Below are 23964 nucleotides of genomic sequence, written 5' to 3' on the forward strand. Positions count from 1 at the left end.
AACCACGTGATGCGGTCTGGAAAGGCTTTTGTCTGAGTCGGTTACAAGCTCAAAACTCATGATGCGAATGTGGTTAGGCGTGAAATAAACACGTGGATCATCCGCTATTTTGCCAATTAGGTTAACTCTATTCAATAAACGCATAGTTCTTTCTCCTTCTCCTTAGGGCTTTATTATAAACGCCTCGGGGAACAATTGTTCCCCGGGACTGGCCGTAACGAAAAGCACCACGCACCCCAATGACATAGCTACATAAATACTCAAGTCCTGGGAGGCCACCGTCTGCGTCGCAGACTTTTGCCACAAGAATACGCGAAATAAGCAAACTTGTGGCACACAGCGGCGCTTTTGGTGGTAAATAGGGACGAGATATAGTATGCTGGCGTCAGCCATCGGTTGATCTCCTAACGGTTAAGATCGATTGTGGTTAGTGGCGCTGTGGGTGTTTCTGGCACCCGTTGCGTCACGACTTAACATCCAGGCTAGCGCAAATTTCTTGGTAAGGCAACAGTAAATTTAATTTAATTTCTATGTAATTCGTTGAGAATATTATGCGTGATATGCATAGGTGCCCATTATACCCATCCCGGGCATAAATTGCACTTCCAGCTAACGCCGCATTACACGCACCCACAACCATTGCCAAATGACTCGGTACAGCCGGTCGTATTCTTGTTTCCAAACCCGGTAATTCTCGCGAGCCATTAAAGCGCAGGGTGTCACAACCAGGGTCAATGTGGAAGCAAACAACACCCCAAATACGATGGCTGTGGCTAGCTGTACCCACCATTGGGTTGCTGGAGACCCATAAGTGATGCTGCGGTTTAGAAAGTCGATGTTGAGCCCCAACATGATTGGTAGCAATCCTAAAATAGTTGTTAGTTTGGTGAGGATAACTGGCCTTAGGCGCTGAGCACCGGTCAGCAAAATTGCATCTCGCACATTTTTCATGCGCACTTTTAGATGATCAAAGGTATCAAGCAGAATGATGTTATTGCTAACGATAATTCCAGAAAGGGCAATAATACCAATGCCGCCCATGACGATACTATAAGTTTGGCGCATGATGATTAAGCCTATGAAGACTCCAAACGTGGACATCACCACTGAACTTAAAATCAATACCATACTGAAGAAACTGTTAAACTGAGTAACCAAGATAATGGCAATGGAAAAAATGGCGATAGCAAAAGCTTTGATCAAAAAGCTTCCTGTCTCTTTTTTGTCTTCTTCTTCTCCCTTAAATGCAACATTGACTGCTGGGTCGATTTGGGTTTTGCGGATCCAAGCTGCAATCTCTTGAACCTTATCATCAGTGAGTACGCCAGGGGCGACATCTGCTTCAACCGAAATAGAGCGCTTACTGTTGGTGCGGTTTAAAACACTCACTCTTGATTGGGGTGCAAGAGTCATAAATGTGCTAATGGGGACTAAGCCTTTGCTGGTTTTCACCCGGAGTTTTTTAAGCTGCTCGAGAGTGCGAAATTCTTTAGGAAACCGCACTACAATATCCACTTCATCTCGGCTGTCGTCGGGCCTAAATGAGTCAATTTTTAGGCCTGCGGTAATCAACTGAATTGTTTGACCAATTAGGGTCACATCAGCTCCAAACTTGGCCGCCTGTGCGCGATCGATTTTGATTTCCCAATCAATTCCCGGAATGGATCCTGTGTCATCGACATTGATGAGGCCGGGTAGGGAATCCACATATGTCTTAAGCTTTTTAACTTCAATATCTAACTTTTCTGGAAAACGCGAAGAGAGTTGGATTTGAATATTTTTATCAGCAGGGGGGCCTGGTTTGTTCTTGCGAATCTCGACAATAATTCCGGGGATCGAACCCACGCGCTCATTGACTTCTTGAATAATTTTATCTGCTGTGCGGCGCTGTTGCCAATCGACAAACTCGAGAGTGATTGTCCCAATTACATCCTGTGGCAAGGGGGGGCCTGTGCGTCCGACTTGTCGGCCCACATCCGAATTGGTGTAAATGGATTGCAGTTCTTGCATATCCAGCAATTTATTCTCGACTTTTTGCACCAGCCTATCTCGCTCAGCAACAGATAGGTTTCCTCTGGCATGAACCATAACCAGTGCTGTTGGTGGTTCGATATTGGGAAAGAACTCGATACCTTTACCAAATATTTTGTATAAAATGAAAACACTGACAAGAGCTGCCAAAGCTCCTAGCAAAATGGTTTTAGGCCTGTCGAGGGCGTAATCTAAGGTACGTACATACCAACCCGTTAAGCCTTGCTGGAATTCGGATAAACCTGACATCTTAGGTTTATTCGGCTTTTCTTCTGCCTGAGCCCGGCCAATGAGACTCCCGATGGTGGGGACAAAAACCAGCGCCATCAGTATAGAAGCGGTTAAGGTTGCAATTAATGTGAGCGGCAGAAATCTCATGAATTTACCGATAACACCGGGCCAGAACAAAAGCGGGAAAAACACGACTAGGATTGTTGTTATAGAGGTAATTACCGGCCATGCCATACGTTTGGCCGCTTGGGCGTAAGCCTCTTTTCGACCAGCACCTTCTGCCATATGCCGATCAGCATATTCAACCACAATAATTGCCCCATCAACCAACATGCCAACGGCTAAAATTAGGCTAAACAGCACCACTGTATTGAGCGTGAGTCCTAACAACTGGAGGGTGAAAATCCCCATCAGAAATGATCCAGGAACCGCCAATCCCACAAGCCAAGCTGAGCTCCAACCCAGTGATCGAACAATCACCAACATGACCAGTAGTACTGCAATAATCAAGCTATTTTGTAAATCAGCGAGCATATCCCGGATACGCCCAGATTCGTCTTGGGAAAAATTTACCTGAATTTGGGCTGGCCAATTTTCTTTCTCTTCAGCAACGACTTTGCGAACCCCCTCGATGGTTTCGATAATGTTTTGACCTGTGCGTTTAATTACTTCAAGGGCAACTGCCGGCGTACCTCGATCTCTGGCATAGCCGGTCGGATCTTTAAATGTGCGGCGCAGATCAGCAACATCGGAAAATTTTACAACCGCGTCGTCCTCACTCTTGAGCGGAAGATCCAGTAAATCTTGGCTGGTTTGTAAAAGCCCGGGCACCTTAATGGCCATCCGACCCAAGCCGGTGTCTAAGGTACCGGCCGAAATCAGCTGATTATTTTTGCGCACAAAGCCAATGGTTTCTTCAAATGAAAATCCATACCCTTCCAGCCGAATGGGATCAATTAGGATTTCCACCACTTCATCCCGGTCACCAACCACATTGACTTGGAGCACGCTGGGAACATTCTCTTCGATTTCATCTCGTAAATCTCGCGCCAATTTGTAAAGACTACGCTGTGGTACTTGGCCTGACAGACTAATCACAAGAACGGGAAACAAAGAAACATTGACCTCATGAATTGTAGGATCGTCTGTATCTGTGGGTAGATCTGGCTTGGCTTCATCTACCTTGTCTCTGACGTCAGCTTTGGCTTTATCAGCATTAAATCCAGCTATGAACTCAAGCAGGATATTGCCACCTCCCTCATGTGCGGTGGCTTTCATCTCTTTAACACCTTCGATGCCGCGCAATTTTTGCTCCAGAGGTCGAATCAGAAGCCTTTCGGCATCTTCAGGGGATATTCCCTCATGATGCAATGAGATATAAATAATAGGAATCTGCACATCCGGCATTGATTCTTTGGGAATGCTGATATAAGCACTCCAGCCAGCGATAATCAAAAGAACAAAAACAGAGACAACGGTGCGAGAGTACCGCAGTGCCAGATCAATCAGGGTGTTCATTCTGGTACCGCAACAACCTTTTGCCCATGGGTGATAAAGTCATGGCCTGTGGTCACCAGCCTTATGCTTTCTGGCAATCCGGTGACCCAGAGCCCATCGCCATCATGACCGATCACCTTAATTGGGTGGAATTGCACAAGGGATTGAGCATTCACGCTTTTAACTCCCACTTGTCCGGCATCATTAAGCGAGAGAATCGCAGGAGATACCTTATGTGCTAACACCTGTTTGACAGGGATATAAACTTCAGCAGTCAAGCCATCGCGGATTTGATAGCCGGGATTTGCAAAAGCTAGTTCTACCGGGAAAGTGCGCGTGCCTGCTTCAGCCACAGACCCCACGAATGTCACCACGCCTTTAACTGTTTCTCCTGAGGCCAGACGAATGCGACTAGTGGTCTCCAGGTTGATGTGGCCTACGTCTTGTTCGGAAACACTGGCTACAACTTTTAACGGGTCGAGCTCCACGACCATCGCCAACTTGTCGCCGACGATGACATAATCGCCGACTTCAACGTAGCGATCGGCTAGAATGCCTGAAAAAGGCGCTAGGATTTTGGTGTTTTTTAAATCGGTACGAATACGGGCCAGCTCAGCTTCTGCTTCCCGCAATTGAGCTTCTGCTTGTGCCAGCTGTGTTTTTGAGCGAAATTTTTTGATTCCTAACTTTGTCGCTGCATCGAATTCGAGTTGGCGTTGATCTAAAAGCGCTTGTCCTTGTTTGAGAAGCTCAAGGCGTTCTTCTGGATCAATCAATAAAATTTCTTGGCTTTGGATCACTCTCGCACCCTTCATTACCTCAATGGAGGCTACCGGTCCAGGGACTTCAGCACGCAAGGTTACCGAGCGATTGGCCTGAGTGTGACCGCGCAACACCAGTTCTGATACTCTCTGTACGGCTTTTGAAGAGCGTACCGCAACACGCACGAGAGCGGGAGCCTTGGTTTGTTCAGTATGTCTACCTTTGAATAAACCGCTGGCAAACCACAACAAGAGCAGTAATCCAATGCTGCCACCAATGATGTAACGTTGGTTGAGTTTGTGGATCATAATGGTTGTAGGATATCAGAAAATCCGTCATCTAAAAAGCTCGCACATAATCGACATATGTCAATTATGTGCGAGTTGCAATATCGTTTCAATTCGCACATAATTGACATATGTCAATTATGTGCGAGGTTAATAATGCAAACATTCGTGGGACGGCAAAGAGAGCTGCAGAGATTAAAAGATCTTCAGGATGCTCCGCGCCCTATTCTTGCAGTTATAAAAGGGAGAAGACGAATTGGAAAAAGCAGTCTAGCACAAGAGTTTGGCAAAGATTATACATTTTTTGAATTTTCAGGGGTTGCACCTAATGATAATGTCAATGCTCAAGATCAATTGGATGAGTTTGCAAGCCAACTATGCACTCGTCTGAACCTCTCTCCAGTGACTTTTAAAAATTGGAATGACGCTTTTGCTTTCCTCACCCAGTATCTTACACAAGATCCAACGGTACTCCTCTTTGACGAAATTTCATGGATGGGCTCTAAGGACCCTACTTTTGTCCCCAGGATCAAGAATTGGTGGGATATGACATTACAAGCCTATCCCCATCTTACTCTTATTCTTTGCGGTTCTATCTCTTCATGGATTGAAAAGAATATTCTGAACAGTACAGCACTATTTGGAAGAATTTCTCTTGAAATTGATCTTGATGAGCTTTCCTTTGCCAATTCACGCAGGCTTTTGCAACAAATAGGTGCTCAATATTCACACGAAGAAATTCTCAAAATTCTATCCATTACAGGCGGAGTTCCGTGGTATCTTGAACAAATCGATCCTAAATTCACTGCAAATGAGAATATAAAACGATTATGCTTTGAACCAGGAGGCTTGTTCATTCGTGAATTTAATCGAATTTTTCATGACCTTTTTGAGCCGAGAAACCCAATTTATAAAGAAATTGTCCACCATCTTGCAGGTGGAATGAAGACCCTTACACAATTACGCAGTGGCACCCACTATTCCCATAGCGGTTCTTTTAGTGAATATCTTAAGATTTTATGCTCAGCAGGTTACATCACAGAACATCAAAATTGGTCTTTAAAAACAGGCAGCATGGGTAGACGCAATTTATACCGCTTAAGCGATAACTATATACGCTTTTACATAAAATATATTGAACCCAATCTTGCTAAAATTAACAGTCAACGTTTCAAACACACATCCCTAAGCACCTTACCTGGATGGGAAACCATGATGGGACTTCAGGTGGAAAATCTTATTCTCAAAAACCGACACCTTATTCTGAAAAAGTTGGGAATACCGCCACACGATATTGTCAATGACAATCCTTATATCCAACATCCTACAAAGAGACAGCGAGGGTGCCAAATTGACTACTTGATACAAACCCACACCAACAATCTATACGTCTGCGAATTTAAATTTCGACGCAAAGAAATCAAAAGTGATGTCATCGATAGTATGCAGGAAAAAATCAAGCGATTTGTTGTACCCAAAGGCTTTGCTATCAGCCCCGTACTTATCCACTCCGGAGGAGTCTCTGATGCTGTTTATGATCGACGATACTTTTACCGCATTATTGATATAACTGATTTTTGGGAGCCTTGTTCGGCTGGCTGAAAATCACCTCGTTTTGGATAATAGGGCTTTCTACCTACGGTCCGTCATAAATCCCTTCGCCACCACATACATTTCAGAAGAATCAGACCGCGTTGCAGCTGGTTTGAACAACTTTACAGTTTTGAAGTGCTTACGTAAATTAGACATAAATTCTTGTTCACTGCGACCTTGCCAGATTTTGACAACAAAATCACCGCCGCTTACAAGAATCTCTTTGGTAAAATCAAATGCTGCTTCGGAGAGGGCCATAATGCGGTCGTGGTCGGTGCTCTTGTGGCCAACAGTTGAGGGAGCCATGTCGCTTAGAATAAGATCCGGAAATTGACGTTTCAAGGCCCTGCATATTTTTTCTGGGGCATCCTCATCCCAAAAGTCCATACACAGAAAATTGACGGATGCAAGTGCATCCATTTCAAGAAGGTCTACAGCAACAATTTGTCCATTTCCTATATACTGTGTTGCCACCTGACTCCAGCTTCCTGGTGCAGCACCCAGATCAAGAATTCGTTGCCCTTTTTTAAACAGATTGGTTTTTTCATGTAGCTCTATGAGTTTGAAGGCGGCTCTTGACCTGTACCCGGCTTCACGAGCCTTGTTGACGTACACATCATTCAGCTGGCGTCTCAGCCAACGTTGCGAGGACGGCTTGTGTTTGCGGGCATTGCGCAACTCTACTGAGAGAAAGCGGGAATTGCGTTTGGCTTTATGTTGTGCAGACTGAGGCATGAGTTATTTTTTTGTCTATGACACTTGCGTTATTTTAGATTGTTTTAGCTGTTGCTCGCGAAGGGCGTGCAAAATGCCATCGCGCACTCCTCTATCTGCAACCTTTAAGTCTTTAACCGGCCAGCAATCACAAATCCCCTCCAGGATGGCCATGCCACCAATGATGAGATCACTGCGACTGGGCCCAATGCATGCGTGTTGAGCGAGTTGTCGCGGCGTCATATCGGCAAGCTTCTTGCCAATTTCGTGTATGCGCATCAAAGGAATCAAGGTTCCATCAACCTGAAAACGGTCATAAACAGGAAGGTCTAGATGGATGGCAGTCACTGTTGTGGTCGTTCCAGATGTGCCAATCATTTGCACATTGTGTTCACCAACTAGCGCTGTAATTTCCTGATAACGTGATAGCTGGTGTAACTCTTTCTGGATGCGCTCGCGAATATCGGTGTAAAAAATCGATGGGCTTCCACCTGCTGCTTCCACGACATTGACAACCCCAAAGGGAACCGACATCCAGTCCTGTACCTTTGGGGGATTGTTATGCTCCACTTTCGCCCACATGACTTCTGTGCTACAGCCTCCAATATCAAAAGCCAGGAGGTAAGGAGTGGCAGGATCAATATGCATGTTGCATCCCAAAAGCGCTAGTTGCCCTTCCTCGAATTCGGGAATAATTTCCAATTCGATCCCGGTTTCAAAAGTGACACGTCTCAAAAATTCTTGTGCATTTTTAGCTTGGCGACACGCTTCTGTTGCAACACTGCGCAAACCCACAATATTGTATTTCTGTAGTTTTCGCGCACAGTCCTTAATAGCCTGAATGGAACGGTCCATGCCTTCTGTTGACAGCAAACCCGTGTCACGAACGCCTGCACCTAAACGTACCACGCGTGCCAGCGAGTCCACCACTTTGTGGCTTTTTCCGTCATCTTCTAGTCGTGCAATCAAAATCCGACAAGTATGGCTTCCAAGATCGATCGCAGCCACATGTGGTTCATCCTGCAAATGGCTTATCATAAAACTATTCTACTCTCTTTTGAGATTCGATGATCTCTTTGAACCGTTGGTGTTATATGTAAGTACATAACACCTTTTGGCAGAAATTCCCAATTATTATCCACAAATCAGAAGTCAGCAAGATAGCACCGCGCCGGAATGCTGCGCAGATATCCTGAACTAACGGGGAACCGATTTCTGATTTCTGAATTACTGATTTTGCGGGCGATTGTATCGTCCCAGGAGTTCAGTTTCTCCAATAATGTGACCTTCCATCGTTTGTTCAAGTTCTTGTTTAGTTACGCCATCGACTAACTTTAACATTATATCTAGGGCATACAACTTAAAAAAGTACCGATGTTCTTTATCGGGCGGGCAGGGCCCACCATACCCAGTTTTATTCCAGCTGTTTGTCCCTTCTTGAACGCCAGCAGGTAATTTGCTGACTCCTTCGAGCAGTCCAGTGGTATTTGGCGGAATGTTGAATAAAATCCAGTGATCCCATGTTCCCATCGGTGCATCTGGATCATCCATAATCAGAGCAAGCGACTTGGTTCCAGCAGGAATATCTTGCCAGTGCAGAGCTGGTGATCGATCCCCTCCGTCACAGGTGAAAACCTCTGGAATAAATCCATTATGTTCAAATGCCGGTGAGCGAAGCGTAAATCCCATATCAGTCCCTTTAAGTTCTACGACTGTGATAAAACACAGTACAACTGTTTTAATTATCCTCCACGTCATTGTACCATCATGAAGCATATGGGCGTAAGCTGTCAATAGTTTACCTGCTGTCGCAATACGCAAATGTCGGCAAAGCTGGATTTTATAAATACATTCGTGTTAAAAGTGACGGATGATGTTATGCAACTGTGCGATTTCCTTAATGCTGTGTTTGCAAAGGGCAAACCCATGTTATTAGCAATTGACGCTGGTAATACGACGGTTTGTTTTGCGGTACTTGAGCTTGTAGCGGATCCCGTGATAAAGGTGCAATGGCATACCTATACAAGTGAAAAAAGGACCTCTGATGAGTGGGGTGCTTGGCTTGTTTCTATGTTGGGTCATGCTGGTTTGAGCATTAAGGATATTAAAGGCTGTATCATTGCGTGTGTGGTTCCTGATATTTTGGAAGATCTGAAAGATCTGTGTATGAAGTATTTTTGCGCAAATCCTATGGTGGTAGGTGATACAGGGGTGGCGTTAAATATTGAAATCAAAACCGATAACCCACCAGAAGTTGGGGCAGATTTATTGTCTGCCGCAGTTGCTGCTGGGAAACTTTATCAACCGCCGCTTTTTGTATTAAGTATGGGAACAGCAACGACTTTGAGTTTGGTAGATGAAGGGGGAGTTTTTGCTGGTGTAGCCATTGCACCAGGCATTGATTTGGCGATTGCTGCCCTTTCCAAAGGGGCTGCAAACTTACCGCCGGTTTGTTTTAAGCGTCCTAAAAAAGTGATAGAAACCGCGACTGTCCCTTGTATCCAGGCGGGCATCTATTGGGGGATGATAGGATTGGTTAAGGGGCTAATTTTTAGGGCTCAGCAAGAATTTAAAGGGCCTGATTTGCCAGTTATTGCCACAGGCGGATATGCTCGTATGATTATAAAAGAAATGTCAAGCGCGATAGAACTAGATTCCGATTTGGTTTTGAAAGGTTTACAGATAATACATCGATATAATCAATCCAATTCGCAGTCAAAAACGATTAGAGTTGTAGCATAAGGATAATGTTAAGGATAATTTTATGACCAAAGTAAAAGGTGGATTACATTTTTTGCCCCTTGGGGGATCAGGTGAGATTGGGATGAACCTCAATCTGTATGAGTACGAAGGTAAGTGGCTCATGGTCGATTGCGGGGTTACCTTTGGTAATAAGCTCGGAATCGATGTCATTATGCCGGATACTGAATTTATCGAGAAATATCGAGGTAAAATATTAGGGCTGGTTCTGACACACGGTCACGAAGACCATATTGGTGCTGTTCCTTATTTGTGGAAACGTTTGCTATGTCCTATGTATGCCACCCCTTTTACCGCAGTGCTTGTCCGCGGTAAATTGCGTGAGGCAGGCTTGCTTGATGCAGCTGCATTGGTTGAAGTGCCCATCGGCGGTGACGTGCAATTGGGACCGTTTGACGTTGAGTTTATCACTTTGACGCACTCCATCCCTGAACCCAATGCCTTAGCGATTAAAACCCCTGTAGGAACTGTGATTCACACCGGAGACTGGAAGCTAGATCCACAACCGTTGATAGGTGAGGCAGCAGATGAAAAACGTCTGCGTGAGCTTGGGGACGAAGGTGTGCTTGCTCTCGTGTGTGATTCTACCAATGTTTTTGTTGAAGGACGCACCGCATCTGAATCAGAAGTTCGCCAAAATATTATTGATTTGGTCAAGAAACAAAAAAATCGTGTTGCTATTGGTTTGTTTGCTAGTAATGTGGCTCGCTTAGAGACCTGTTTGCTGGCAGCCAAAGCCAGTAAACGCCATGTTGCTCTGTTAGGGCGATCATTGCACCGCATGTACCGGGCAGCTCGAGAAAGTGGTTACTTGCTAAATACGCCTGATTTAGTTGAGGCAGAGCATGCCATGAGCTTGCCGCGCAACAAGTGCTTGTTTTTGTGTACTGGAAGTCAGGGAGAGTCTCGTGCAGCATTAACTCGCATAGCCAATAAAAAGCACCAGAGTGTACTTTTAAAGGCCAAAGATACAGTGATTTTTTCGTCGCGTCAGATTCCTGGAAATGAAACGGCAATTGGTGCATTGCAGAATGCACTGCAAAGCCAGGGTATTGAAGTGATTGGTAGCAGGGACGAATTTATCCATGTGTCAGGTCACCCTGCTCGAGATGAATTGCGGGATATGTATGAATTGATTCGCCCGCAGATTTTGGTTCCCGTGCATGGTGAGCAAATTCATATGCGTGAACAGGCGGAACTTGGAAAACAATTAGGTATTCCCAAGGCTATAGTTCCCTTTAATGGTAGCTTGATTCATCTCTCCCCAGATAACCCAAAAATTATCAAAGAGGTTCACAATGGCCGTTTAGGATATGACGGTAATCGAGTGGTGCCTTTTGATTGCCAGCACATCAGTGATCGTTCTTATCTTAGCCAAGAGGGTATTGTATTTTTGACTATGGTTATTAATGATGCTGGAGAGGTCGACCAACCATCCTTATCTTTTGTGGGACTGGCTGCAAACAAGGAAGAAGAGGGGCTTCTAACCCATGGGGTGTTGACGGAGATAGCTTATTTTATCGAAAACGAGCCCCCTTCGTCCTGGCAAAATGACGCTATTGTGCAAGAGTTTTGCTCAATAGCAGTGCGCCGGACGGTGCGAAAAGTGTGTGGGCGTAAGCCCATGATTGTAGTGCATATCATTCGATGACGTTGTTTACCGGATCAATTGCCTACATTCTGATCTGGTGGTTGGTTTTGTTTACGGTACTACCGTGGGGAATAAAACCTGCTGTAACACCTGAAGCTGGCTTTGATCCAGGTGCTCCTGAAAATCCCAGAGTGTTGTTGAAGTGTGCCGTGACAACCGTGATTGCAGGTGTGGTGTGGTTTTTGGTGTATTTGTTGGTTTAGGATAACTTGGATCTTATACTGATACGCTCGAAGTGCTCATTTACCCAGGTAAACTGGGAGCTGGCAGCCATCATTAAACTAGAGGTTTGCATTTCTCGTGGGTATATATACTCTTGCTGAATCAAAATAATCTGCATGAGGTAGCCCTGTATGTCATGGCTTGTATGTTGACAACTTCAATGTTAGCGTATAGCTAGAATGACGAAAAACATCATTTTGGACATATGATAGAAATCAGTGAGTACATCAAGAAAGTACGTGCAAGTGGCAGGTGGTGCTTTACAACCGGTCAGGCGATTGCTGACTTAAAAATCTCGCAACCTGCTCTGCGATCTGGCATTTATCGACTTAAGAAGAAGGGGGATATCGTCAGTCCTGCCAAAAATTTATATGTCATCGTTCCACCCGAATATCAATACTTAGGATGTCTTCCAGCCGCAGAATTGATTCCAATTCTAATGAAGCATTGGGGGTTAAACTACTATGCATGCCTATTGACGGCCGGTATGTACCATGGTGCCTCGCATCAAAAGCCGCAAATATTTCAGATCATGGTTGCCAAGCAAATAAAACCATTGATTTGTGGTAAGGTAAGGGTTGAGTTTATCAGAAAAAAAGACATGAATGGATTGCCATTGCAAGATTTTGTGGTCAAGACTGGTATACTGAAGGTTTCTTCGCCAGAACTGACTGCTATTGATCTATTGCTTTATCGCTTGCAATCAGGTGGATTGAACAATATAGCTACAGTCTTAAGCGAGTTGCTTGAGGTTATGATTCCCCACAAATTGATAGAAACGGCTAATCTTGTTGAGGAGAAAGCATGTCTGCAAAGGCTTGGTTATATCTTAGAGCATATTGATCCAATGGAAGATGAGAAAAGAGATGACATTGTTGCAAAGCTACATGAATATACAGCGACACTAAAATTAACTCCCGTATCTTTGATGGCTGGATTGCCGACAAAAAACTGTTCTTTGAACAAAAAATGGATGATTATAGAAAACACAACGATCGAGAATGACTAATCATGATTTCTGAAAGCTTTATCGAACAATGGCGTATGTGCGCCCCTTGGCAAACTATGGCTATGATTGAACAAGACCTGGTTTTGAGTAGAGCCCTGGTTAATTTATACAATCAGCCTAAAATCATTCAGTCCCTAGCTTTTAGAGGAGGGACGGCCCTAAATAAGCTTTACCTTGACCGAGCAGCACGGTACAGCGAAGATATAGACGTCGTGCAAATTAACCCAGAGCCCATTGGTGATACTATCAAGGCCATTCGGGCATCTCTAGATGATTGGCTTGGTTCACCAAAAAGTAAGCTCACCCAGAGAAGTGCAAAACTTGTTTACCGTTATCAAGCCATTGATGATACGCTGGCAAGGCTCAAAATTGAAATCAATACCACGGAGCACTTTCATATTCAGCCGCTGAAGACTATTCCTTACGCAGTCAATTCGGAATGGTTTTCGGGCAGGGCTGACATTGTGACGTACCATTTGAACGAACTCATGGCAAGTAAACTGTGTGCCCTCCATCAAAGATCAAAAGGACGCGATCTGTTTGATTTGTGGCTAGTTAAAAGTCAGGGGTTGATTGATCTGGAACAACTGTTGTCCTTATTCGAACAGTATTGCAGGTACGCACAACATCATATAACGAGAGCAATGTTTGAGTTAAGCTTATCGCAGAAGTGCCAGTTTAAGGATTTTATCACAGACACAACAAAATTGCTGACTCCTGATACTGATTGGGATTTTGAAGAAGCATTGACAATGGTTAGACGTGAAATTATCAGCCATTTGCCAGGGAAACCCTGGAAGGGGATAAAGCAGGTGGCTTCATAGATTATGCTTAGGATTACATAGTTACATTTGTCGGGAATTCAGGATAGTTATGAGTTATTGCCAATTTGCCTATCAACACCCCCTACATCAAGAACATCATGACCGTGAGCATGGTTTTCCTGTCGCCGATGAAAAAGTTTTATTTGAGCGATTGGTGCTGGAGATTAATCAGCCGGGATTGTCGTGGCTAACGGTTTTAAAAAAACGTGAACATTTTCGAGACGCTTTTGCAGGATATGATTTGGAACAACTTGCATCCTATGGAACTGGGGAAATTGAACAGTTATTGAAGAACCCAGGTATTATTCGACATCGGCAGAAGATTGAAGCAGTTGTTTATAATGCCCAGCAAATCTTGGATTTTGTAGATGGTTTTTCAGGCTGGCTTCAACAGTTGCACCCATGCCCCCTTGATGCTTGGGTCAAATGCTTTCGCAAAGTTTTCCGTTTTACAGGCCCCAGCGTGGTGCACGAATTTCTGATGAGTGTCGGTTATCTACCGGGAGCACATCAGAAAGAGTGCCCGGTTTATGAAAAGGTGTTGAGAGCAAATCCGGCTTGGGCAGAAATTTGATTATTTTTGCTTGAAAAATGTGCAATCATTAATATATTTATGTTAGGGTAATGTTGAATTATTACTGATAGATTATTGTTTTTATTATAGGGGTTTAATTGTGAGAAATATATATTTTATATTATTTGTGTCATTGATGTTAAACGCGGTTGGCGTGGAATATATTGTTGCTTCTGAAGTAGAAGTTTCACACAGTACAAAGAAGAGGAATTATGGATTCTGGGCAGTGCACCCAGATAATTCTGAGCAAAAAATTCTTTTAGTCGGAAGCTGTCATAGTTATCCTCTTGTAGAACTTCCCACCGATCTTGTTAAAGAAATGAAAAGTCATGATATTTTGGTAACAGAAGTAGTAAAAGATACAAATATTGAAGAACATCTAAAATATGCTAGGAAGGCATTTAAATCTTTCAACCCTAAAGTATTAACTGAAAGGAATAATAAAACAGTTGGTTGGAAAACGGATGATCAAGGTTGGGAAATAGGTGATAATCCATGGACCGAGTCTCAATGCTTTTCAGAGGAAATCAAAGCTTTTTTCCAAGAGAATATGCAAGATATTTTGGGAGAAGATTTGCTTCTTCATCATTTGCATCCCGAGACTTTATTGTGTTTTTTGAAGTGCTGCGTGGGAAAATTATATGGTGTTGATAATGACATAATAAGGTACTATAGAGATTCAGGTAAAGAATCTTCTGGTCTTGAAACTTCAGAAGATAGAAAAAAAGCTATCTCGGAAGATGTGTATTTTAGATTAGGCCATAAAACAGTATCTTTTGTGCCATCGTATTCACAGGATATGGTGTCATTTGGTCTTGAAAAGTTAATTGATGAATTCGAGGTTTATAGAAGTATTTTGAACGCTGATATTGAAGTTGTGGGATCAGAGCATCATAACAAGAAATTAGTAGAGTCCGAGCTATATCTTCAATACCACGAAGATGGAGTAATTCCTTCTTCTGCAATTCCTTCGTACCATAGCACAGTTGGTTTTGAGCTTACTGAACTATACAAATATCTTGAACAAGGCCGTAATAATATTTGGGTACCAAAATTAATGGATATGTTTTCAACAAACCCTGAAAAATCTTTTACCATTGTCGTAGGGGCTAAGCACATCACGACTAGTGAAGATAGCCTCATTACCTTGCTAGAGACAGAAGGATTTACTTTCAAGCCATTTGTTGCAGATGACTAGCGAGATGCATAACCTCGGGCCGTAGCCCCGACCGGCATACTTGGTCAGCGGATTTTGTCCAGCTTGGCTTTTGCCAAGCTGAAGTGCAAAATCTAGCTAAGGACGCTAGGAAAAATAACATTTATAATCGTGTTTCGCGTTCTGTTGCTTGATCTTGCTGCGTAACGCTGTCTATAAAGTATTTTAGTTAAATTGTAAAGGTTATTTTTCCTAGCGTCCTAACCGGTATCTTAGGCTTAATTAGGGTTGCTGCGTCGTACATTATTGGATAGATCGTGATATTATTCAGACACGAAAAATCCTAGGACAACAAACAAAATATGGATATCTATTGATGAGGGTAAAGAACGAGAGCTTAAAAAGTGGGTGGAAAATTCCCCCCGAATTCGAAAGCAAAAAAGTAACATTCCGAAAAGAAATTGAAGGAGGAGCATTATGAGGTCACCGTCACACTTGTAAACTGCAAGCTGGTAGCTATAATTAAACTAGAGATTTTGATTTCACGAGAGTATAGTTACTCTCAAAAGCAAACAAAAAAAGGAGAAGTCCCATGGCTGTTATTGAATCTGAAATGATCCCTCTAGGGACCAAGGCCCCTGATTTTAACTTGAAAGATGCCACTTCTGGGCAAATGGTTATCTTATCAAAGCAGAAATCAGATGTGGCAACGGTAGTCATGTTTATTTGCAACCACTGCCCATTTGTAAAGCATATTCAAAAAAAATTGGCAGAAGTTGCCCAAAGTTATCAAAAACAAGGAGTGGTTTTTCTGGGAATTAACGCCAACGACTTTATAGCCTATCCTAGTGACTCACCTGAAAATATGAAGCGGGTCGCTGCTGAAAACGACTACTCATTCCCCTATTTGATCGATGAAACTCAAGATGTTGCGCGTGCATATAATGCTGTTTGCACACCAGAGTTTTACATTTTTGACGCCAATCTAAAATGTATCTATCGCGGTCGATTTGACGATTCAACTCCTGGCAATGGTGTTAAAGTCACAGGTAACGATCTTACCACGGCCTTAGATCAAGTTCTGAAGGGACAAGATGCTGATTTAGAACAAATTCCCAGTCGTGGATGTAGTATTAAGTGGAAGCCGTAGAGGAAAATTTTCATAATCTACGGCTTATCCATCCCTTTATTCCCCAGCTTCACTTTCCTCAGCAGCATCTTCTTCAGCACTTTCTAACATTGCTTCAGGTACATCATACTGATAGGGATCTTCTGCCTTTTTAGCACTCTGTTCAATCAAGGCTTTTTCTGCTTCTATCTGGGCTTCAGCTTCTTCTGCAGATTTGGCAACGTTGACCACCGCCCATACACTTACCTCTGGGTGCAGCATGATTTTAGCGCGGTGCAGCCCAAGCATCTTAATGGAATGGTGCAAAATAACCTGATCGCTCCTTAAGCTGACACCGGCTTCTGTCATAGCAGCTGCGATATCACGTGTGGTAACCGAACCGTATAACTGACCTGAGTCTCCAGCTTTGCGAATCATCACAACTGTCATGCCATCTACTTTGTCCTGAATCTTTTCAGCATCCTGACGAGCTTTTAAGTTGTTTGCTTCAAGCTGTACTTTTTGGGTTTCAAAGTACTCTCGATTTTCTTTCGACGCCCTTAAAGCTTTTTTCTGAGGCAAAAGAAAATTGCGTGCATAGCCATTCTTGACCTTGACTACGTCACCGATAAACCCCAGTTTCTCAATGCGTTCTAATAAAATAACTTCCATGATCTTTCCCAGCCTTTATTTCACAACGTAAGGCAACAATGCCAAGTGGCGTGCCCGTTTGATTGCTTGTGCTAACTCTCTTTGGTGTCCAGAGGATACAAATGAGATACGACGAGGTAATATTCTGCCCCTTTCAGACAAATATCTTTGCAACAACCGCACATCCTTATAATCGATTTTCGGTGCTCCCTTTTCACAGAAGGGACAGACTTTACGACGCCTAAACAGTTGACGTTGAGCACTGGGGCGCCCCCCATCACCTGAGGACGTCTCACTTCTTGATCTTGAATCATATGCCATAATTTACCTTTTCTACCTAACTTTTATCACTTGGGCTTTTATCATTTGGAGTATCTTGACTGGAGCTGTCCCGATTGGAACTATCTTGCGCGCTAGTAGACCCAGAGCTTCGATCTCGATCCCCTCGGAAAGGTCGCTTTGGTCTATCATCAGAAAAATCCCGTCCCCCGTAAGTGCGCGGCGGACGAGGTTGCTGTAGCAATGCAGAGGGTTGCGTCTGGTGCTCGTCAACAGCGATTGTTAAAAAGCGAATCACATCTTCACTGAGTCGCATGTTGCGCTCCATCTCTTCGATAGCGTCACCACCGGCAGTCACATTCATCAACACATAGTGTCCTTTGTGACTTTTCTTAATAGGATACGCTAGCTGTTTCAGACCCGCGTACTCAGTCCTGCTGACTTCAGCACCCTTTTCCGTCAAAATTCCTGAAAATTTCTCCGTAAGCGTATCAACTTGCGCTGACGATAATTCTTGGCGAGCAATAAAAATGCTCTCATATAGGTTCATTTGTAGTCCCCTCTCGGTTAATCATTTGCCCAACCCTGGGCCTTAAAAAGCTGGCACTCACCAGCAAGGAGATATCAAAGGGTAAATTTGTCCTCTAATGCCTTGGACTATAGCTGATGGAGACTAGCAAAAGCAAGAAAAATCAGGAAAGCAACAGCCCTGGGAAACAGAAGTTTTAATTTCACCCCAGTACATAAGTAGTTTATTATATTTTTTCTGACATACTTTGAAGAATTTGCTGGGAAGAATTTGCTAGAAAAATTAGAGGACACTTAAAATATGATCTACATTGCTCTTATTTTCATACTGATCGCCACGATTTTGCCGGTCCAGGCTGACAATCCCAAAGGCTTACATCCACCCAAAGTTGTGGAAACAGCAACCGCACGCGTTGGTCCTATACAGCGAAAGGCGCAATTGGTCGGACGTGTCAAATCAAAAAAAGCCTCAACTCTAAGAGCACGACGCTCTGGCCCGATTAAGCAAATTAATTTCCAAGACGGCGCTCAAGTACGTCATGGCGAAACTCTACTTCTGATTGATGATCCTGAAGTCGTACAAAGATACGAAATAGCAAAACAACAATCTAGTTTGGCTCACGAGGAGTTCAAGCGCCAAGAAATTTTGCTGAAAAGCAAAACGGGAACTAAGAAAAAACTTGAGCAAGCACAAACAGCTTGGCTTGCAGCCCAGGCAATTGAAAGCCAGGCTAAACTTGAACTTGATATGCACACCATTGTGGCACCATTTGATGGTGTCTTGGGCACGTTTCGCCTGAGTCAGGGGGCATTTATTCAGACAGGGGATGTATTGGTTAACGTCTACGACCCAAAATCCTATTACATTGAGTTTGAAGTTCCTGGGGATGCCTCGCTGCACTTACGTCCCGGACAAAAGCTGGAAGTAATCGCCCGTCTGGCAAAGGCTCCGCTTCCTGCACATATCAAAACCATTGAAAGCTGTATTGATACTCCGACACAAACTGCGCTGGTTCGCGCTGATATCGAAACGCATGCTCCTGTCCAGCCTGGGGAGTTTGTCAACATCAACCTGGTGATTGATACCAGTGGCGATAATGTCATCCAGGTACCCCTTACAGCCATGTTTCTAAATGAGGGAACTCCTCATGCCTATATTATTGAGAAAGACAAACTCAAGCTGGTGGCCATAGAGCCTGGCCTTGAAAGTGCTGGAATGCTTGAAATTAAAAAAGGCCTTAAAGCAAATGATACTGTCGTCGTAGGCGGGCAGTTGCGTCTAAAAGATGGGGAGTTGATTAAGGTGTACACAAAGTGACATTACCTGAACTCTGTATTAAACGCCCCGTATTTGCAACAATCTTAAGTGTATTGATCCTTCTGGTTGGTGCATTGTCCTACCAGAAATTGACAGTTCGAGAATACCCAGATGTTTCGATTCCAGTCCTTTCTGTGCAAACCAATTATCCCAATGCCAGCCCAGAGCTAGTCGAAAACGATATCACCTTTCCTCTTGAACAAGAGCTATCGGGTATCGAAGGGGTAGAATCCATCAGCTCACAATCGAAAAAGCAACAGAGTCATATTACACTTAAATTCAAACCTGGAACCCAGCTAGATAGAGCGCTTTCAGATGTTAGAGAACGTTTATCAAGGGCCAAGGCAAAGCTTCCAGACAATGCCAAAGAACCCACAGTTGAAAAGAAAAATAGTGACAGCGATCCTTTCCTGTATCTCTCTCTGGGAGCAGAAAATTACAGCCCTTCTGAACTGATACAGTACGCACAGCTGTACTTAAAAAACCCTCTGGAAAATATTGTAGGCGTGGCGCAAGTCCAAATCATTGGCACCCCTTACTTAATGGAGATTACTCTTGATCCCCGCAAAATGATGGCCTTAGGCATTTCTTATCAAGAAGTCCTCGATCTGCTTGAAAAACATCGTCTTTTTACCCCTGCTGGTGAAGATAATCGCGAAATCCCGCTAACGGTGATTTCTCCTCTTTCTACGCCTGAAAATTTCGAAAATCTTGTGATTCGTAAAATTGGAAATAGCGTCATTACCTTACAAGACGTTGCCAGCATCAAACTCACCGCAGATGACAAATTTCTTGTTCGAGTCAATGGTAGAAATGGAGTTTTGCTTGGGATTGTAAAAACGTCGCAAGGAAATCCCCTGGAAGTCTCTCAAATGGCCCGTAAGATAATGCCAAAGTTGCAGCAGAGCTTGCCCCCGGGTATCAAATTGAGTGTAGAGATGGATAAATCAACATTCATCCAAGTATCCCTGCACAATGTTAAAAAGACAATCTTTGAAGCCTGTGCTTTGGTGTTGTTGATCATTTTTTTGTTTTTACGCACCTTTCGCGCAACTTTGATTCCGTTGGTAACGATTCCAATTTCATTAATTGGGGCTTTTGGGCTCATGGCTGCTCTTGGTTTTTCCATCAACACCATCACTCTACTTGCCATGGTCTTGGCAATTGGTCTTGTTGTTGATGATGCCATTGTTGTGCTTGAAAATATATACCGCCACATAGAAGCAGGTATGCCACCCATTGAGGCCGCAAAAAAAGGCGGACGGGAAATTGGCTTTGCCATCATCGCAATGACGCTGACTCTAGCAGGTGTTTACACCCCCATCATTTTTTTGGAGGGCACAATTGGTCAACTCTTTTTCGAATTTTGCCTCACTCTTGTCTGTGCGGTTATTGTTTCAGGGGTTGTTGCGTTAACCCTGTCTCCCATGATGTGCTCAAGAATTTTGCAACCAAATCCAAAAAAACGATTTCCGCAAATTGATCAGGGACTTGAATGGATCGAATCGATGTATCAAGGGATCTTGCCTTTCTTTTTAAACCGCCCTCGCATTGTTGCTGGCGGGTTTGCAGGGGTTTTGGCGTTGAGTCTTCTATTTGTGCACTTTCTACCCCAAGAACTAGCACCGCAAGAGGATCGAGGTATCATTGGCGTTTTTTATCCACCGATGCCAGATGCCTCAAAAGAGACTTTGAATCGATATGTCGAACAGGGCGAAAAGATAGCCACACAAATACCAGAAGCCCAAAATATTCTCGCGTTTATTGGAAATTGGGGCGGCAATATCCCCATCTTGCTCAAACCCTGGTCGCAAAGAAAAAGATCTGCAAAGGAAATAGAAAAAGATCTGCGTGAAAAAGTAGACACGATTCCGACAGTAGTGACGCATGTGTGGAACTGGAGCCAATCTCTGCCTGGCACTGATTCAGGGGGTAAACCTTCTAGTATTTCAGTGGTGATCCAAACCTCAAAGGATTACTTGAACTTGTTTCATACTATGCAAAATATCAAAAAAACCTTTGAGGATTCCCCATTTTTCAGTGAGGTTTCGCATGACTTACAACTCAATGTACCGGGCTATCACGTCACAATTGATGAGCTTAAGGCAACCCTTGCTGGACTCGACCGCCAGCAAATTGCCAGAACTCTCGAGGTTTATTATCGAGGGGCACGCCCCATCGAGTTTAATAAAGACGGTATTCGCTACGATGTTAAAGTCAAAACAGCTACCGTCCCTCAAGACCTCTCTGAAGTTTATCTGAAAAACGAAGACGACAAATGGGTTCCGTTACGCAGTTTTGCCCAACTTGATCTTACCCCCAGCCCTGAAAAGCTCAGTCACTATGACCAAATGCGCGCAGCAAAATTCTCGTTATCCCTGGCATCTGGGGTTTCATTACAGGAAGGGATGAGCTACATCGATAAAACCTTTAAAAAAATGTTACCAAGCTCAATGAAGTTCAATTATACGGGAAGTGCCAAACAATTCTTGGAATCCAGCTCTATGATGATCCTTATTTTTGGACTCGCCTTGGCCTTCATCTATTCGATTCTGGCAATCCAATTTGAAAGCTTTGTTGATCCACTGATCATTATGCTAACGGTTCCTTTGGCCTGTGTTGGAGCCCTGGCCTTTTTGTGGATGAGCGGTGGAAGCCTTAATATCTTTTCACAAATTGGACTGGTGACATTGATTGGGCTTGTCAGCAAACATGGTATCCTGATTGTTGAGTTTGCCAATCAAGCCTTTCACAAAGATAGAGACGCACTTGCAGCTATCAAACAAGCTGCACACTTACGCCTGCGGCCTATTTTGATGACGACGGGTGCAATGATCTTTGGCTGCGTGCCGCTTGCTCTTACAACAGGCGCCGGATCTGAGGCCCGTAGATCTCTTGCAACCGTCCTCATTGGCGGCCTTTTACTGGGCACACTGCTAACGCTTGTGGTGGTCCCAACGGCTTATTTGATTCGCCACCGTGTTGAGAATTGGATTGCCAAACGGCGCTCAAAGACGGTTTTATCGCATCAGTAAAACCAACAGTTTGAGTTAACTTCAGATCATTGGCTCTTTTGCGTTTTGAGTGGGTAAGGAGATTTTTTCCTAATCAGAAAATTCGATGCTAACTACCCTCAGTTAAGTAAAAAAACAGCAATGGTCAAAACCACGATAGGCTCTAACACCTTGTTTTTCAAGGAATTACGAGTGACCCATCTTTTGTATACTTTCGATATTCGAAAAATATCTAAAAGATATATTTAAATATTAAGATAACATTTGCACAGGAAAGCACTTTTGCCTATAAAGATGATAGGTCAGGAGAGAAACTATACTGAGCCCCGTTTTTGCTGCAAATTCGTGGGGGCTCATTGCCGCCCCTACTAGCTTGCAACAGACAAGTTGCAAAAAGAAAAACAAAAAGGCTTAAGAATAAATTATTTAAAACGATGCTTTATTTACTTGTTGGAGGCTTGGAATTTTACCTGCTGAACCTATGCTGTTCGCCTACCTAAAATTCAGATTACCCACTCAAAACGCAAAAGAGCCAGATCATTTAGGTTTTGAGTACTTCATGGGCAAAAACGTAAGGGATATCTAAAGCCTGCGCGACCGTTTGATGGGTAATGGCACCACGGTAAACATTTAGACCATTGCGCAAGTGTTCATCGTCTCTCAAGGCCTGATGCACTCCTTTGCTTGCGATATTCAAGATATGAGGAAGGGTTGCATTATTGAGAGCAAAGGCTGACGTTCGGGGCACAGCACCTGGCATGTTTGTCACACAATAGTGAATGACGTCATCTACGACGTAGATTGGATTTTCGTGCGTGGTGGGACGGCTTGTTTGGCAACAGCCTCCCTGATCAATAGCCACATCAATCAACACTGATCCAGGTTGCATACACTTAACCATTGCTTGAGTGATAAGTTTAGGGGCCGAACCACCAGGTACAAGCACAGCGCCAATAACTAGATCTGACTGACACACATAAGATTCGATTGTTTCAAGTGTGGGTACAATGGTTTTCACCCTTGACTCTAGCAGGATGTCGAGTTCTCGCAAGCGCTTAGGACTTTTGTCAATAATGACAACTTCAGAACCCATGCCAAGACATATTCGGGCTGCATTCGTACCCACAACTCCCCCACCGATGATGGTGGTACGCCCGGGATGCACCCCTGGAACACCCCCCAAAAGGATACCGAGTCCATTTTGGGTTTTTTCAAGATAATGCGCACCGGCTTGTGCTGCCATACGTCCGGCAACTTCACTCATTGGCGCCAGGAGAGGGAGTCCACCTAGATGATCCGTAACTGTTTCGTAAGCAATAGCAATACAGCGGCTGTCAATTAAGCCTTGTGCTTGAATGGGATCTGGCGCTAGGTGCAAAAAAGCAAAGAGGATTTGCCCCTCATGCAATAAGTGAAACTCATTCTCTTGAGGTTCCTTGACCTTGACGATCAGCTCAGCGCGCTCATAGACTTCTTCCTTGGTTTGTACAACTTTTGCGCCTGCTTGGGCATAATCATGATCTTGAAAACCAATGCCAACTCCTGTTTGCGATTCGGTCAACACTTGATGCCCATGGTGCACAAGCTCACGTACACTGGCCGGCACCAGGCCTGCTCTAAATTCTAACGCTTTTATCTCTTTTGGTACGCCAATGATCATGAAATAAGGCCGTCCATTGTTGTTCTTTTGCTATTATTGGCGGTGAAAGTTAAGGTTTTCTTAACTCAACAGTTTGCTCTTGCAAAAACGACCTG

20 protein-coding genes are annotated in these 23964 nt (G+C 43.9%); 11 read left to right on the forward strand and 9 right to left on the reverse strand.

Translation table 11 applies throughout. The annotated features are described in order from the left end of the window. Nucleotides 1-609 precede the first annotated feature (609 nt). Together ABFQ95_00605 and ABFQ95_00610 are read right to left on the reverse strand one after the other, a co-directional pair. Nucleotides 610-3780 (reverse strand): efflux RND transporter permease subunit, encoded by a 3171-nt coding sequence (locus ABFQ95_00605; GenBank protein ID MEN8236042.1) that lies wholly within the window; start codon nucleotides 3778-3780, stop codon nucleotides 610-612. Beyond that, nucleotides 3777-4829 (reverse strand): efflux RND transporter periplasmic adaptor subunit, encoded by a 1053-nt coding sequence (locus ABFQ95_00610; GenBank protein MEN8236043.1) that lies wholly within the window; start codon nucleotides 4827-4829, stop codon nucleotides 3777-3779. The genes ABFQ95_00605 and ABFQ95_00610 overlap by 4 nt, the downstream gene beginning before the upstream one ends. 135 nt (nucleotides 4830-4964) lie before the next feature. Between ABFQ95_00610 and ABFQ95_00615 the strand changes: the two genes are divergently transcribed. Next, nucleotides 4965-6410 (forward strand): ATP-binding protein, encoded by a 1446-nt coding sequence (locus tag ABFQ95_00615; protein ID MEN8236044.1) that lies wholly within the window; start codon nucleotides 4965-4967, stop codon nucleotides 6408-6410. Between the two features lie 30 nt (nucleotides 6411-6440). Here ABFQ95_00615 and ABFQ95_00620 read toward each other — a convergent pair whose 3' ends face one another. From ABFQ95_00620 to ABFQ95_00630, 3 genes are all read right to left on the reverse strand, one after another. Continuing rightward, nucleotides 6441-7136, reverse strand: a complete 696-nt coding sequence (locus ABFQ95_00620; GenBank protein MEN8236045.1) for an RlmE family RNA methyltransferase — start codon at nucleotides 7134-7136, stop codon at nucleotides 6441-6443. A 15-nt stretch (nucleotides 7137-7151) separates the two neighbouring features. Then, a complete protein-coding gene (locus ABFQ95_00625; protein ID MEN8236046.1) occupies nucleotides 7152-8153 on the reverse strand; it encodes a Ppx/GppA family phosphatase in 1002 nt (333 codons plus the stop codon). A gap of 189 nt (nucleotides 8154-8342) precedes the next feature. Further along, on the reverse strand, nucleotides 8343-8873 hold the full coding sequence (locus ABFQ95_00630) for a YbhB/YbcL family Raf kinase inhibitor-like protein (protein MEN8236047.1): 531 nt from the start codon (nucleotides 8871-8873) through the stop codon (nucleotides 8343-8345). A 120-nt stretch (nucleotides 8874-8993) separates the two neighbouring features. Between ABFQ95_00630 and ABFQ95_00635 the strand changes: the two genes are divergently transcribed. The 8 genes from ABFQ95_00635 (at nucleotide 8994) to ABFQ95_00670 (ending at nucleotide 16461) form a co-directional block, all read left to right on the forward strand. After that, the gene (locus ABFQ95_00635; GenBank protein ID MEN8236048.1) at nucleotides 8994-9857 is read left to right on the forward strand and encodes a type III pantothenate kinase; all 864 of its coding nucleotides are present in this window, start codon (nucleotides 8994-8996) and stop codon (nucleotides 9855-9857) included. Between the two features lie 22 nt (nucleotides 9858-9879). Continuing rightward, nucleotides 9880-11526, forward strand: a complete 1647-nt coding sequence (locus ABFQ95_00640) for a ribonuclease J (protein MEN8236049.1) — start codon at nucleotides 9880-9882, stop codon at nucleotides 11524-11526. Then, entirely contained in the window at nucleotides 11523-11729 is a 207-nt protein-coding gene (locus ABFQ95_00645; GenBank protein MEN8236050.1) for a DUF1467 family protein, read from the forward strand. Before ABFQ95_00640 ends, ABFQ95_00645 begins: the two co-directional genes overlap by 4 nt. 224 nt (nucleotides 11730-11953) lie before the next feature. After that, nucleotides 11954-12757 (forward strand): type IV toxin-antitoxin system AbiEi family antitoxin, encoded by an 804-nt coding sequence (locus tag ABFQ95_00650; protein ID MEN8236051.1) that lies wholly within the window; start codon nucleotides 11954-11956, stop codon nucleotides 12755-12757. Nucleotides 12758-12759: 2 nt separating this feature from the next. Continuing rightward, a complete protein-coding gene (locus tag ABFQ95_00655; GenBank protein MEN8236052.1) occupies nucleotides 12760-13581 on the forward strand; it encodes a nucleotidyl transferase AbiEii/AbiGii toxin family protein in 822 nt (273 codons plus the stop codon). Between the two features lie 49 nt (nucleotides 13582-13630). Beyond that, nucleotides 13631-14155, forward strand: coding sequence for a DNA-3-methyladenine glycosylase I (locus tag ABFQ95_00660; GenBank protein MEN8236053.1), 525 nt, complete (start codon nucleotides 13631-13633; stop codon nucleotides 14153-14155). Between the two features lie 136 nt (nucleotides 14156-14291). Further along, on the forward strand, nucleotides 14292-15353 hold the full coding sequence (locus ABFQ95_00665) for a TraB/GumN family protein (protein MEN8236054.1): 1062 nt from the start codon (nucleotides 14292-14294) through the stop codon (nucleotides 15351-15353). 550 nt (nucleotides 15354-15903) lie between these two features. After that, nucleotides 15904-16461, forward strand: a complete 558-nt coding sequence (locus ABFQ95_00670; GenBank protein MEN8236055.1) for a thioredoxin family protein — start codon at nucleotides 15904-15906, stop codon at nucleotides 16459-16461. A gap of 36 nt (nucleotides 16462-16497) precedes the next feature. On the opposite strand, the gene rplI is transcribed toward ABFQ95_00670, so the two are convergent. Genes rplI through rpsF form a run of 3 tightly spaced genes read right to left on the reverse strand, consistent with a single transcriptional unit; the run spans nucleotide 16498 to nucleotide 17899 of the window. Next, complete coding sequence (rplI, locus tag ABFQ95_00675) at nucleotides 16498-17091, reverse strand: 50S ribosomal protein L9 (GenBank protein MEN8236056.1); 594 nt, start codon at nucleotides 17089-17091, stop codon at nucleotides 16498-16500. Nucleotides 17092-17106: 15 nt separating this feature from the next. Further along, the gene (rpsR, locus tag ABFQ95_00680) at nucleotides 17107-17391 is read right to left on the reverse strand and encodes a 30S ribosomal protein S18 (GenBank protein ID MEN8236057.1); all 285 of its coding nucleotides are present in this window, start codon (nucleotides 17389-17391) and stop codon (nucleotides 17107-17109) included. Nucleotides 17392-17407: 16 nt separating this feature from the next. After that, complete coding sequence (rpsF, locus tag ABFQ95_00685) at nucleotides 17408-17899, reverse strand: 30S ribosomal protein S6 (protein ID MEN8236058.1); 492 nt, start codon at nucleotides 17897-17899, stop codon at nucleotides 17408-17410. A 279-nt stretch (nucleotides 17900-18178) separates the two neighbouring features. On the opposite strand from rpsF, the gene ABFQ95_00690 reads away from it, so the two are divergent. Further along, the gene (locus ABFQ95_00690; protein ID MEN8236059.1) at nucleotides 18179-19195 is read left to right on the forward strand and encodes an efflux RND transporter periplasmic adaptor subunit; all 1017 of its coding nucleotides are present in this window, start codon (nucleotides 18179-18181) and stop codon (nucleotides 19193-19195) included. After that, nucleotides 19192-22230 carry an efflux RND transporter permease subunit gene (locus ABFQ95_00695; protein ID MEN8236060.1) on the forward strand — a complete coding sequence of 1013 codons (3039 nt, stop codon included), beginning with the start codon at nucleotides 19192-19194 and terminating at the stop codon, nucleotides 22228-22230. Before ABFQ95_00690 ends, ABFQ95_00695 begins: the two co-directional genes overlap by 4 nt. Before the next feature lie 520 nt (nucleotides 22231-22750). On the opposite strand, the gene ald is transcribed toward ABFQ95_00695, so the two are convergent. After that, nucleotides 22751-23869 carry an alanine dehydrogenase gene (gene ald / locus ABFQ95_00700; protein ID MEN8236061.1) on the reverse strand — a complete coding sequence of 373 codons (1119 nt, stop codon included), beginning with the start codon at nucleotides 23867-23869 and terminating at the stop codon, nucleotides 22751-22753. Between the last annotated feature and the right edge of the window lie 95 nt (nucleotides 23870-23964).

The sequence above is a fragment of the Pseudomonadota bacterium genome (genome assembly GCA_039714795.1).
Classification (GTDB): Bacteria; Pseudomonadota; Alphaproteobacteria; order JAGOMX01; family JAGOMX01; genus JBDLIP01.